General features: G+C 56.2%; 8 protein-coding genes and 1 pseudogene. 6 read left to right on the top strand and 3 right to left on the bottom strand.

What is annotated here, in order from left to right:
* The first annotated feature begins 67 nt into the window (after positions 1-67).
* Entirely contained in the window at positions 68-385 is a 318-nt protein-coding gene (trxA, locus tag WJU16_RS23790) for a thioredoxin (RefSeq protein ID WP_298709642.1), read from the top strand.
* 382 nt (positions 386-767) lie between these two features.
* Here trxA and WJU16_RS23785 read toward each other — a convergent pair whose 3' ends face one another.
* Positions 768-3,455: a gliding motility-associated C-terminal domain-containing protein gene (locus tag WJU16_RS23785; protein WP_341838690.1), complete on the bottom strand. Its 2,688-nt coding sequence runs from the start codon at positions 3,453-3,455 to the stop codon at positions 768-770.
* A gap of 165 nt (positions 3,456-3,620) precedes the next feature.
* Between WJU16_RS23785 and WJU16_RS23780 the strand changes: the two genes are divergently transcribed.
* The 4 genes from WJU16_RS23780 to WJU16_RS23765 all read left to right on the top strand — a co-directional run bounded on the left by WJU16_RS23780 (position 3,621) and on the right by WJU16_RS23765 (position 9,322).
* Positions 3,621-5,255 (top strand): nucleoside transporter C-terminal domain-containing protein, encoded by a 1,635-nt coding sequence (locus WJU16_RS23780; RefSeq protein WP_341835850.1) that lies wholly within the window; start codon positions 3,621-3,623, stop codon positions 5,253-5,255.
* A gap of 144 nt (positions 5,256-5,399) precedes the next feature.
* The gene (locus WJU16_RS23775) at positions 5,400-7,517 is read left to right on the top strand and encodes a M43 family zinc metalloprotease (protein WP_341835849.1); all 2,118 of its coding nucleotides are present in this window, start codon (positions 5,400-5,402) and stop codon (positions 7,515-7,517) included.
* Positions 7,514-8,695 (top strand): aminofutalosine synthase MqnE, encoded by a 1,182-nt coding sequence (gene mqnE, locus WJU16_RS23770; protein ID WP_341835848.1) that lies wholly within the window; start codon positions 7,514-7,516, stop codon positions 8,693-8,695. Before WJU16_RS23775 ends, mqnE begins: the two co-directional genes overlap by 4 nt.
* Before the next feature lie 87 nt (positions 8,696-8,782).
* On the top strand, positions 8,783-9,322 hold the full coding sequence (locus WJU16_RS23765) for a DUF192 domain-containing protein (RefSeq protein ID WP_341835847.1): 540 nt from the start codon (positions 8,783-8,785) through the stop codon (positions 9,320-9,322).
* Here WJU16_RS23765 and WJU16_RS23760 read toward each other — a convergent pair whose 3' ends face one another.
* Positions 9,323-9,961, bottom strand: a complete 639-nt coding sequence (locus tag WJU16_RS23760) for a response regulator transcription factor (RefSeq protein WP_341835846.1) — start codon at positions 9,959-9,961, stop codon at positions 9,323-9,325.
* 192 nt (positions 9,962-10,153) lie between these two features.
* Between WJU16_RS23760 and WJU16_RS23755 the strand changes: the two genes are divergently transcribed.
* Complete coding sequence (locus WJU16_RS23755; RefSeq protein ID WP_341835845.1) at positions 10,154-10,825, top strand: SDR family NAD(P)-dependent oxidoreductase; 672 nt, start codon at positions 10,154-10,156, stop codon at positions 10,823-10,825.
* A 74-nt stretch (positions 10,826-10,899) separates the two neighbouring features.
* Here WJU16_RS23755 and WJU16_RS26200 read toward each other — a convergent pair.
* Positions 10,900-11,670, bottom strand: a pseudogene (locus WJU16_RS26200) (c-type cytochrome); the annotation flags it as partial.
* Positions 11,671-12,059 lie beyond the last annotated feature (389 nt).

The following is a 12,059-nucleotide window of genomic DNA, read 5'->3' as shown; positions in this document are numbered from 1 at the left end:
TTGCGTGTACATCACCTGTAAATCAAACCACCAATCATTAAATTATACACTTTTAAATCTATACAAAATGGCTTTAGAATTCACAGATGCGAACTTCCAATCCAACGTACTTGAGTCAGATAAACTGACTGTGGTTGACTTCTGGGCAGAATGGTGCGGTCCCTGCCGCGCGATCGGTCCGGTTATCGAGGAGCTCGCCAAAGACTACGATGGCAAAGTGAACATCGGTAAAGTGAATGTGGACAACAACCCGCAGGTTTCCATGAACTACGGTATCACCAGCATTCCTGCCATCCTGTTCATTAAAAACGGCCAGGTAGTAGACAAACAAGTGGGCGCCGCCCCCAAATCCGTTCTGGAAAAGAAAATTCAGGCAAACCTCTAATCCGGTTTGAACATATTGAAAAAGCCGTCCCGATTCCCGGGACGGCTTTTTTTATGCAATCATCTGCTGTTGCAGCATGTTAATATCGTGTAAGGTTTTCCCGGCAAAACGCAGCATCCCTCCAATGATCCTTCACTCAACCTTCAGTCATCCTTCAATCAAACACCCTCAAACCCTTGCCACCACTGAACAAGCTTGGAGGATCACTGAAGGATGTCAGTAGGATGTCAGCAGGAAAAGCCCGCATGTCACCCTGTAAAATCTACATAATCCACTCATTTTCAATATCATTTCAAATTAATGTCCGTAACTATGCGTTTGCCGGATTTTCACCCAGTTTTTGCACCAGTTTGCCATTTCGGGCCTTTCAACTGATACTATTTTACCTAATCAGATCGAATGTTCCTTTCTTATCAAACAACTCCATCTTCCCGTCCGCCTGCCAGAACCCGAATTTGATGATATAGACGTAAGTGCCCATAGGCGCAGGCTTGCCGTTGACATTGCCATCCCAGCCCCGCCGGTGGTCGTTGGTCGTGAAAACGAGATTCCCGGAGCGGTTGTAGACCTGCATGCTAAACGCCATCACCGCCTTGGACTTCGGCCGGAAGAAATCGTTCATCCCGTCGTTATTCGGTGAAAAAGCATTGGGCATTTCCAGCATGGAAGAATAGTCGATCATCACCCGCACCGTGTCGGCAGACACACAATTGGCGCCCGTCAGCGTGCGCACGATGTATTGCGTAGGCGCTACCGGCCGCACCACCGTTTCGGGACAGGTGGGGCAGCGGATACCCCCCACGTCGATCGGGCTCCAGATATAATCCGCGGCATTATCCGCCCGGATCACGAACGCATCGCCAATCGCCACTACGGTATCCGGCGTAAGGATATTCATCCGCGACATACTCAGGTTGCCGACGTAAATATTAGCGGAACGCTGGCAGCCGTTGGCATCCATCACATTGGCGGTATACATCCCAACGCCCAGCCCGTCCACTTCCGGCCTGGCAATCACATTCCCGTTCCAGGTAACGCTGTACGGCGACACACCGCCCTGCGGAGAAAGCCGTACCCAGCCATTACCGCGGTTGCAGGTATCCTGGTAAACGTCGTATGGCATGAGCAAGGCAGTTGGCTGCGTGAGCACCACTTCCTGGCTGTCGAGGCAATAAGCGTTCCTGATATAGACTTTGTAAGTACCGGCCGTGAGGCTGTTAAACGACGGACCGTTGCCAAAGGGGCCGGTCCCCAGCGCAAACTGAATCGGCGTAGTTCCCAGGCTCACCTGCGCCAAAATAGCACCGTTGCTGCCGCCGAAGCAGGTAGGATTCGTACCGGTGGCGCTGGTCGTCAGCGTGCGGAGCAGATCCCGCGCGATGGCGAAGCTGTACGTGCCTGTGCAGCCATATTGATCTTCGATGTTTACGGTGTAATTCCCGGCGTTCAGGTCGCTGAAATTTCCCAACGCAACTTTGGGCGCGCTGTTGAGCGAGAAGGTATAGGGGCTGTTCCCGCCTGTAACCGTTAACGCGGCGCTGCCCCTTTCATGGTTGCAATCGATCTGCTGGATGTTGCCGGTGACGTTAATCTCATCCGCTATCGCTACCAATATTTCGTCCGATACCGTGCAGCCGCCGTTGAAAACTTCCACCCCGTATGTATTGGTGGTGGTGATGGTCAGTTGCGACCTGTCTGCCCCCGGGATGTAAACACGGGGTCCGGTGCCGACGGTATACCATTGGTAACGCAGGCGCGGCCCGGTGATCGAGCCTTTTAGCACGGGCTGGCCGTTGCAGATAACGATGTTGTTATTGCCCAGCTCCAATGCGGGCGCCGTTACGGCCACTACCCGCCGGCAGTAAAATCTTTCGCTGGGAGTATTGGCGTCGGTAACGAGATTGATGTAATAGGTTCCGGCCGCGGGAATAGTAAAGGCAGGCGGGGTTTGCCCGCTGAATGCAGGCGCTACCGGGGTGGCGCACCCGTCCATCGTCAGCACCGACGTACTGGAACCCGCCGGATCGCCGTTGGCGACGATCGCACGGATGCTCGCGCCGTCCCGGTAAATTTTGGAAATGCCGGACGGATGGTTAACGGCGCCGCCAAGATTTCCGTAAGTAACCGCAGTTACCGCTCCGGTTACGCCGCCGGCGAAATTCAGGCGAACGATGGCGTCGTTATTATAGCTCGCCACCAGCACGAAGGTCTGTTCGCAATCCTGGTACAAGGCGATATCCCGCGCGCCATCGATCATCCCGGAGAAATTGCCCAGGTTGGTGGCGGTCGGGAAGTTGGACAGGGAAGTGCCGAAATCGAGCAGGTGGATGCCGTTGGCAGCTGCTACAAACGCGTACCAGTTGGCGCCTTCGCGGAAGACTTTTATTCCTTCCGGGCTTACGATCGAGCCGGGCGTGCCGGTGGCGGTCATCGCAGGCGCTGCGGAAAAATCCCATCCGAATTCGGCCATCACCAGGGCGTTGCCGCCCTTGCCGAGGATGAATCCGAAATTGCGGCCGTTATCGTTCACGATGGCGAGATCGGTGCAATTGTCGAGCAGGGTGCCCACATTCCCCCAGTCCACACCCGTAGCGGCGGGAAAATCGCTCCAGCCGTTGGGGAAATCGATCCGGACCATCTTACCCGGCGTGACACCGTCCCCGCTCACGATCACCAGGTGTTTTCCGCTGGCATCTTCCACGGCCTGAATGCCCGAGGAGTTGCCGGCCAGGATGGCGCCCAGGTGCGAAACCGTCGACAAGACGGGGATATTGGCCAGGCTGCTGCCGTAATCCAGGCGCACGAGGCGCTGGGTGGCGGCATTCGTCATGAATGCGAAGAATTGCCCGCCTTCCCGGACGATGACGCTGTGTTCCGGAGCTTGCACAAAACCCGCGGGGTTGCCGTGGTTGACAGCCGTGGGGGGCTGGAAGGAATTACCAGAGCAGAAGTTCCATTGCCAGGTGCTGACGCCGGTAGATGATTCGGTAATGGTGACGGGGGAGCCGACACATACGGTGTCGCGCACCGAAAAGCTGGCAGTTTGGGCATGCAGGGATGGACAGAGCACCAAACAAATAAGGTATAGGTATAAGCGCATTCTTGGAGCGGTTCAAAATGATTCTGCGCCGGGAAGATATTAAATTTTTTGCTATTTTATTAGAGATTTATTTACTTTCCTTATTTTGCCGGGTGTATCACCTCTTGTCTTGACCTTATCTTATTATCATACCGCATGTTACATTGGGAGAATATTGCCCGGGGTACGCTGGGCATGACGTTTCTCGTGCTCGTTTGTTACCTCCTGAGCAACAACCGGCGCGCCATTAACTGGAAATTGGTAGTGATGGGCATTTGTGCCCAGATCCTGTTTGCTATGGGGGTGCTGGACACGCGCGTTGGCGGACAGCCGGTGTTCTGGCTCCTCTTCGGCGGGGCGGTGGCGGTATTTACCGTTCGGCGGGTGATGCGCAAGTCGAAAGAAGGGTTTGGGCTGACGGGCGACCCTTTGGCCTGGTTGCTGGCTTTGGCGGCATTGGCGGGCTTTTTCTTCGGTATCGTGCTCAGCCCTTCGTACCAGCTGCCGGCGGTAGCTTTTGCCGCGGGGTTGATCCCGATCTTCCTCATGGCGAGTTTTTTACCGGGGAGGAACGTCGAATTGGTGAAATGGACCGTACTGGCGGCATGTCTGCTGCTGACGGTTTCCGTGTACTTCCAATGGTGCCCGCCCGACGTGTTCAGGCGCTCGCTGAGCACCGTTTCGAGCGCGTTTGTAGATCTCATCAATATCAGTCATAAGGGAACAGACTTTATGTTCCAGGGATTGGCGGACCCCTCGGGCGCGTGGGGCTATATTTTCGCCGTACAGGTCCTTCCCAATATCATTTTCTTCGCCGCGCTTTCCTCCATCCTATACTACCTCGGCATCCTGCAAAAAATCGTGTACGTTTTCGCGTACCTGCTGAACAAGATGCGGATTTCCGGGGCGGAAAGCCTTTCCACCGCCGCCAATATCTTCCTGGGCCAAACGGAAGCGCCCCTCATGATCAGGCCTTACCTCGACAAAATGACGCGCTCCGAGATCATGTGCATCATGGTGGGCGGGTTCGCTAATACGGCCGGCAGCGTGATGGCCGCTTATGTGGGGATGCTCGGCGGCGCCGATGAAGCAGCCAAGGAATACTTCGCGCTCCACATGCTCAGCCAGAGCATCATGAGCGCGCCCGCCGCCATCGTTTGCGCCAAACTGCTCTTCCCCGAAACACAGGACCACCTCATCCAGAAAGACCTCCGGATCCCGAAGGAAAAACTGGGCGATAATTTCCTCGACGCCATCTCCCTCGGCACCACCGACGGCCTCAAGCTCGCCGTCAACGTGGGCGCCATGCTTATCGTATTCACCGCCATGATGTATGTCGTGAATGCCATGCTGGGCTGGGTGGGCGAGCAAACTAACCTCAACGCGCAGATCGCCGTGATGAGCGGCGGGCGGTATACGGCGCTTTCGTTAGACATGATGTTGGGCTACCTCTTCTCCCCCGTTGCCTGGCTCATCGGTGTGGCTACGACGGATATCCTGGCGGTGGGGCAACTGCTCGGCATAAAAACCGTGCTGAACGAATTCCTCGCTTACCAGTCGCTTACGAAAATGAAGGAAACCAACGTGATACAAGACCCGAAATCTTTGCTCATCGCCACTTACGCGCTATGCGGCTTCGCCAACTTCGCGTCTATCGGCATCCAGATCGGCGGGATCAGCCAGCTGGCGCCGAACCAGCGGAAGAACCTCACCGAACTGGGGCTCAAGGCGCTGATCGGCGGCACCATCGCCTGCCTGATGTGCGGATGTATCGCGGGTGCGCTCAGCTAATATCCCACGGAACGGAAAACCATGCGGCAGGCAGGGCGTTTGGCCGGGAAAATCCTCCTTTTTGCAGGATTCCCCTCCAAATAACGTTTTACCTGTTTACATTTACACCATCATATCACTATCACCTATTTTAACCATTTTCGCTTGCGTATTTTCCTACTGACCGCACTGCTGGCCCTATCAGCCGCCGCATTCGCACAACGCAAATGCGGAACGGACATTGCCCTCCAGAGCAAGCTCAGGTTACAACCGCACCTCCAGGATAAACTCCGGGCCCTTGAGCAATCGCTCGTCCGCAAAAAACGCGAACCCGGCCAATTCAGGGCTTTCAACCGCGTTACCATCCCCGTTGTAGTACATATCGTGCTCCCCGATCCTTCCGTGGTTACCGACGAGCAGGTGCTCGGCCAGCTGGCCACCCTCAACCTCGACTTCCTCGCGCAAAATGCCGATCTTTCACAAGTGCCCCAGGTCTGGCAAAACCTTTCCGGCAACCCGGAGATCCAATTCTGCCTCGCGGCCCGGACGCCGGACGGCGAACCTACCAACGGCATCACGCGCACCGTTTCCGACCGCACCTTCCCGATCACCCGCGCCGGCTTCGAAGTAAAATTCGCCACTTCCGGCGGGGCCAACGCCTGGGATTCGGATAAATACCTCAACATCTGGGTGTGCGAATTGCGGGACAACTACCTGGGCGTGGCCACCTTCCCGCAGCTGTACGAACCTGAGGAACAGGGCGTTGTCGTGCATTACCGGGCTTTCGGCAACAGCGGCTCCGCACGCCCGCCGTTCAACCAGGGCCGCACGCTCACCCATGAACTGGGCCATTTCTTTTACCTGTACCACATCTGGGGAAACACCGATAACAATACCTGTACAGACGACGACAATGTGGAGGATACGCCGCTGCAGGGCACACAGAATTATGATTGTCCGTCGGGCGTGCTGACCGACAATTGCACGCCCGCTGCGCCGGGCATTATGTACATGAACTACATGGATTACGTGAACGACGGCTGCATGCACTTCTTCACCGCCGGGCAAACGGAGCGCATGCGCACCGCACTGGAAACGCAGCGTGGCTCCCTCATGCAATCCGATGGTTGCCAGCCGGTGCAGCTATTCGACAACGACGCCTCAGTGACGGCGGTGCTTCGGCCCGTGGGGTACCTCTGCACGCCGGCGCACACGCCGCAGGTGGTACTGAAGAACCGGGGGATCCTGCCGCTGACCAGCGCCGTAATCCGCTATACGCTCGGCAATGCGGCGCCGGTGAGCATCAACTGGACCGGCAACCTGGCCTCCATGGCGCAGACGACGGTGGAATTACCGCCGGTTAACGTACCAGTAGGCGATATGACATTGAAAGCTTATACGGATCTGCCCAACGGCGTGGCCGATCAGCAACCCGGCAACGATACGGCCGCCGTGGGATTGACCTACGCCGATCCTTTGGGGTATCCGCTGGCGGAGGGTTTCGAAGGAGATGTATTCCCGCCGGGAGGCTTTACGATTGCCAACCCCGACCGCGGCGTCACCTGGATCAAAAGTAATTACGGTAACGGCAGCGCGCATGCAGCGGTAATCCGCAACTTCTTTTACGGCACCAACCACGCCACCGACGACCTCCTCGGCCCAGAGATGACCGCTCCCGGCAGCGATTCGGTGCGGCTCGTGTTTGATCTCGCCGCGGCCACCACCACGGCCATCGGCGCTGCGGGCAATTACTGGGATACGCTGGAAGTGTTCGTAACGTTCGATTGCGGGCAAACGATCGTGCCCACAGGGTATAAGAAATGGGGGGAAACGCTCGTCACCCGCCGGATCCCGACGACGGTCGAGTTTTATCCCGCCGCGGGCGAATGGCGGAGGGATACGGTGGAGCTGACGCACCTGGTTAAAGGGCGGACTTTCCGCGTGGTGTTCCGCAACGTAAGTAACTGGGAAAACAACGTGTATCTCGACAATATCCGGCTGGAAACGAGGCCGGTGCACCCGGACCTGGCCGGCAAGGGGATGCTCATCTGGCCGAATGCGTTCCGGGACCGGTTTTTCGTGGAGTTTTTGCAGTGGCCGGAAGACCTGAAGGGCATCTCGGTGTATGACGCCGCAGGGCGCGAAGTGTACCGTCGGGAAGCGCTCCGGCGGAGCGGTAACAGGGTGACAATCGATTTGGTAAATGCCCCAAATGGTGTTTACTTTGTAAAGTTATTCTATAGCCGACAGGTGAGAACTTATAAAATAGTGAAAGCAAAATGACGACGAACACAGGACCGAAACCGGGGCTTGCCGCCCTCCTTGCCGCACCCACGCTCGACACGCAGCTGAAGGCCATTGCAGACAAGGTGCTGGCGCAGGAAAGGATTTCGCAGGAAGAAGGCATCGTGCTGTTTGAAAAGGGAGATATCGGATTGCTGGGCGCACTGGCCAACCACGTTCGCGAAAGGATGCACGGGAACAAGACGTACTTCAACCGTAACTTTCATATCGAGCCTACCAACGTCTGTGTTTTTACCTGCAGATTCTGCTCCTATTCCAAATTATACAAAAACCGTGAAGAAGGCTGGGAACTGAGCATTGATGAAATGCTCGACATCGTGAAGAAATACGATGGCCAGCCCGTGACCGAAGTCCACATCGTGGGCGGCGTGCATCCCAAGATGCAGATGGAATTCTTCATGGACCTTATGCGTAAGATCAAGGCCCACAGGCCCGATTTGCATATCAAGGGTTTCACGGCCGTGGAACTGGATTACATGTTCCGCAAAGCCAAAGTAAGCACCGAAGAAGGCATGCGCCTCATGCACGAAGCGGGGCTGCAGAGCTTGCCCGGCGGCGGCGCAGAAATCTTCCACCCGGACATCCGTGCGCAAATTTGCCACGATAAGGTAGACGGGGAAGGATGGCTCGCCATCCACAAAGCCGCGCACAATACCGGTATGGTCACCAACGCCACCATGCTGTACGGTCACGTCGAGCAATACTGGCACAGGGTGGATCATATGGAGAAACTCCGCCAGCTGCAGGACGAAACCCACGGCTTCAATACGTTCATCCCCCTGAAATTCCGCAATGGCGACAACGAAATGGCGCATGTACCGGAATCTTCCATCGTGGAAGACCTGAAAATGTACGCCGTTGCCCGCCTGTATATGGACAACTTCCCCCACCTGAAGGCTTACTGGCCCATGCTTGGCCGCAGCACCGCACAGCTGACGCTTTCTTTCGGCGTGAACGACCTCGACGGCACCATCGACGATACCACGAAAATCTACTCCATGGCGGGCGCCGAGGAACAAAAGCCTTCCATGAGTACCGCCGAACTGGCTATGCTCATCCGCCAGGCGGGCAGAGCCCCTGTGGAGCGCGACACCGTGTACAACGAGATCCGGGATTACTCCAACGCGGAGTTCAGCGACGAAGAATTGGCAAATTGAATGAACTGTTAATATTTCCGGAAGAGGAAAGGCTTTGCTTTTCCTCTTTTGCTTTTTTACTAACTTCAATCCTCTAAAATCCGTAAAATGAAGCAACTCAACCTGGTACTGGCCCTCACCGGCGCATTGTACCTGGCCGCCTGCCAGCCGAAAGGCGGGCAAGAAGGCAATAACGCCGCCGCTACTGACAATACCACACCCTCCGCCGCCACCACGCCGGCGGCCGACGGACCGGTATTCACGAAAGAAGGCGTGCTTTCCTTCATCAGCAAGGCGAAAGGCGATACCATCAGGACCATCGATATCGAACTGGCGCAAACCGACGAAGAAAGAGCCGAAGGCCTCATGCACCGCAAATCCATGGAAGACACGCAGGGCATGTTGTTCATTTTCGACTTCGCGTCTGAACAATCGTTCTGGATGAAGAATACCTACATTTCGCTCGATATCATGTATGTAGATGCGAACATGGAAATCGTTTCCATCCGCAAATACACCACACCGCTCAGCGAAGACGGCGTTCCATCCCTGAAACCTGCGCAGTATGTCGTGGAAACCATTGCCGGGTTCGCCGACAAATACCACGTACAGGTGGGCGATAAAATCGCCTTCACCAAGCTGAAATAATTACACAAGCCCGCGCTTGTAAGCTTCCTTGATCAGCCCTGCGGCGTTTTTTACCTGTAGCTTCTGAATGATGTTGAAACGATGGGTATCGACGGTCCGCAGGCTGACAAACAGCTTGTCCGCGATCTCGCGGCTGCTGTATTCCCGGGCGATAAGTTCCAGGATTTCCGTTTCCCTCCGCGTCAGCACATCTTTCTTCCGCAGCCTTTTCTTGTGTTGGAAGAGATCTTCCAGCAGCATGGTCTTCACTTTCGCATCGATGTACTGCTTTCCTTCAAACACCGATTCCACGGCCAGCAACAGGCCATCTTCGTCCATGCTTTTCAATAGGTAGCCGGCGGCGCCGGCGCGCATCACCTGCTTCACCTGCACCGCTTCCTGGGTAACGGACATGCCGACGATCCGGCAATCGGGGAAATCCCTGCGCAGCAGTTTGCATAATCCCGAAACGTTCTGGTCGGGCATGTGGAGATCCAGCAGGAGAACGTCAACGGAGGAGCGGCTCATTTCCGGCGGGAGGTCGCGCCAGTCGGTGAGCGAAAACACGGTTTCGATATGCGAATGCGGAGAAAGCATGGCCGCGATTCCCTTGCCGATCACCGGGTGGGCATCGGCAATTCCCAACCTGATCTTCATCATTAAAATGGCGTTTTGAGGTCTGATTACAATATTAATCACCATCCCTTGAAAATCTATGCTTTAGCGGGGTCGTATCACATGGTTATGTGGTAGGGATTATACGTAGAAGTCGCGTTCCCTTAAATTACGCGTTGCTGCGTATGCCTTAGCAGAGCCCGGAAGATAATTTTGCTGCAAACCTCTCTCCTCATTATGAAGCGTCAACACACCGCACTCATCACCGGCGCCAATGCCGGTATCGGCCTCGCCCTTTCCGCCAAACTCCTCGGCCAGGGCTACCGCGTTATCGGTACATCCCGCTCCGGGTACATCGATGCGCTCAGCCATCCGCAATTCTATTGCCTCCCGCTCGACGTCCGCGACCCATCGAGCATCGAAGCATGCAAACAAGCCCTCGCGCGCATGGCCACTTCCATCGATCTGCTTATCAACAACGCCGGCGTGGCCGACGATGTTTTCCAAACCGTTCCGGACCGGCCTTCCTTCGAAAATACCTTCTCCACCAACGTCACCGGCCTGGTATTTTTCACCGAAGCCGTGATCGGGCTCGTGCCCCCGGGCGGGCAGATCATCAATATTTCCACCGACATGTCGCTGCTCACGGAAATCGCCGTCAACGGCCCGGCCTACCGCATGTCGAAAGGCGCGGTGAACATCTACACCAAAATGCTGGCGCAACGTTTAGCAGACAAACAGGTAACGGTAACGGCGGTACACCCGGGCTGGGTGCGCACCAAACTGGGCGGCGATCAGGCGCCAATGCTGCCGGAAGCCTCCGCAGCGGGTATACTCGATATCATTTTCGCGCAAAAAAACAGCGGGGAATTCCGGAATGTGGCTACCGGAAAGCATTTCGTGTTGTAAGGGAATCACTTCAGCTCTTCCATCGTAAACGACTTCTGGCGGCCTTTGTATTGCTTGCGAACGGCCTGCACCTCCCTTTCCGTCACCTTTTCGGCTTTGTTGCTCCAGGCGTTTCGGATAAAGCTCATCAGCTGCGCGATGTCGCTGTCAGAGAATTCGTCGTTGCTTGCAATGCCCGGCATATCACCGTTGATTTCGGGCGATTTGTAGAGTTTGCCGTTCACCTGCACCGGGCCCGTTAATCCGTACAGCACGATGGCGATGAGGCGTTCTTTTTTGCCCGTCACCAGTTCGGAATGGTTGAGCGGCGGCGCGAGCGATTGGATGCCTTCTCCATCCGCGCCATGGCAGGTTTGACAGATGGTTTTGAAGAGCAGGTTGCCGCGGGGATATTCTTTGATAAGGGCTTCGTCGAGCCGTGCTTTGCGATGGTTGGAAATATCGACCAGCACCTTTTCGAGCCGGCGGCGCACCACCAGGTTCGTGTCCGGGTTCCATTGCGTGATGGCCGTCAGCAGTGCTTGTTCTTTGTTATGCGCATTGCCGATCACGGCGTCGGCCACGATTTTGCTATCCGGGAATCGTTGCCAGATGGCAGCCAGGAGGGTTTGCGCGCCCGGCGCGTCGGATTTCGCGAAGGCGGGCAGGATGTATGCGACCGCGGGAGCCGTTTGCGCCGATGTTGCCGCCACCGCCAATCTGGCGCGCAATTGCGCCGCATTCGTTTTGTTGAGGATGGAAGGCAATACGGACAATGCCTGCCGGCACAGCGCCGCATCGCTGGTATCGAGTAGCGGCAGCAGATCCGCGGCGGTGATGGCATGCAGGCCTTCCAGCGCCCACATGGCATGGATGCGCCCGATGCCGGGTTGCCCGAGACGGGCCCGGAGCTGTGGAACAACCGCTTGTTGCTGAGCGTCGACAAGCATTTGCTGGGCTTTGTCGCGGATCCAGCCGTTTTGATGATCCAATGCGGCGATCAGTGACGCGGGATCTGCTTTCAGCTGGAAGGCAACCGGTTTCGCACCGGTAGGGAAAATACGGTAGATGCGGCCGCAGTTCAGCGGGTCGCTCAGTTCGCGCATGCCGATTTCCTTTTTCAGGTAAGGCGTGAGATACGTTTTATGCTGGATGATGCCGCGATACATGTCCAGGATATACAGCGCGCCATCAGGCCCCAGGCTGAGGTTGACGGGGCGGAAGCGCTCGTCGGTGCTGGCGAGGAATTCGCGGC

Origin of the sequence: Chitinophaga pollutisoli (assembly GCF_038396755.1) — a bacterium.
Classification (GTDB): Bacteria; Bacteroidota; Bacteroidia; order Chitinophagales; family Chitinophagaceae; genus Chitinophaga; species Chitinophaga pollutisoli.
Note: the sequence above shows the minus strand (reverse complement) of the source record. Positions and strands in the feature narration are given on the sequence as shown.

Bases quoted from the DNA above. Each gene is read 5' to 3' on its own strand.
- trxA (WP_298709642.1), top strand. From the start codon at position 68: ATGGCTTTAGAATTCACAGATGCGAACTTCCAATCCAACGTACTTGAG.
- WJU16_RS23780 (WP_341835850.1), top strand. From the start codon at position 3,621: ATGTTACATTGGGAGAATATTGCCCGGGGTACGCTGGGCATGACGTTT.
- mqnE (WP_341835848.1), top strand. From the start codon at position 7,514: ATGACGACGAACACAGGACCGAAACCGGGGCTTGCCGCCCTCCTTGCC.
- WJU16_RS23765 (WP_341835847.1), top strand. From the start codon at position 8,783: ATGAAGCAACTCAACCTGGTACTGGCCCTCACCGGCGCATTGTACCTG.
- WJU16_RS23760 (WP_341835846.1), bottom strand. From the start codon at position 9,961: ATGATGAAGATCAGGTTGGGAATTGCCGATGCCCACCCGGTGATCGGC.
- WJU16_RS23755 (WP_341835845.1), top strand. From the start codon at position 10,154: ATGAAGCGTCAACACACCGCACTCATCACCGGCGCCAATGCCGGTATC.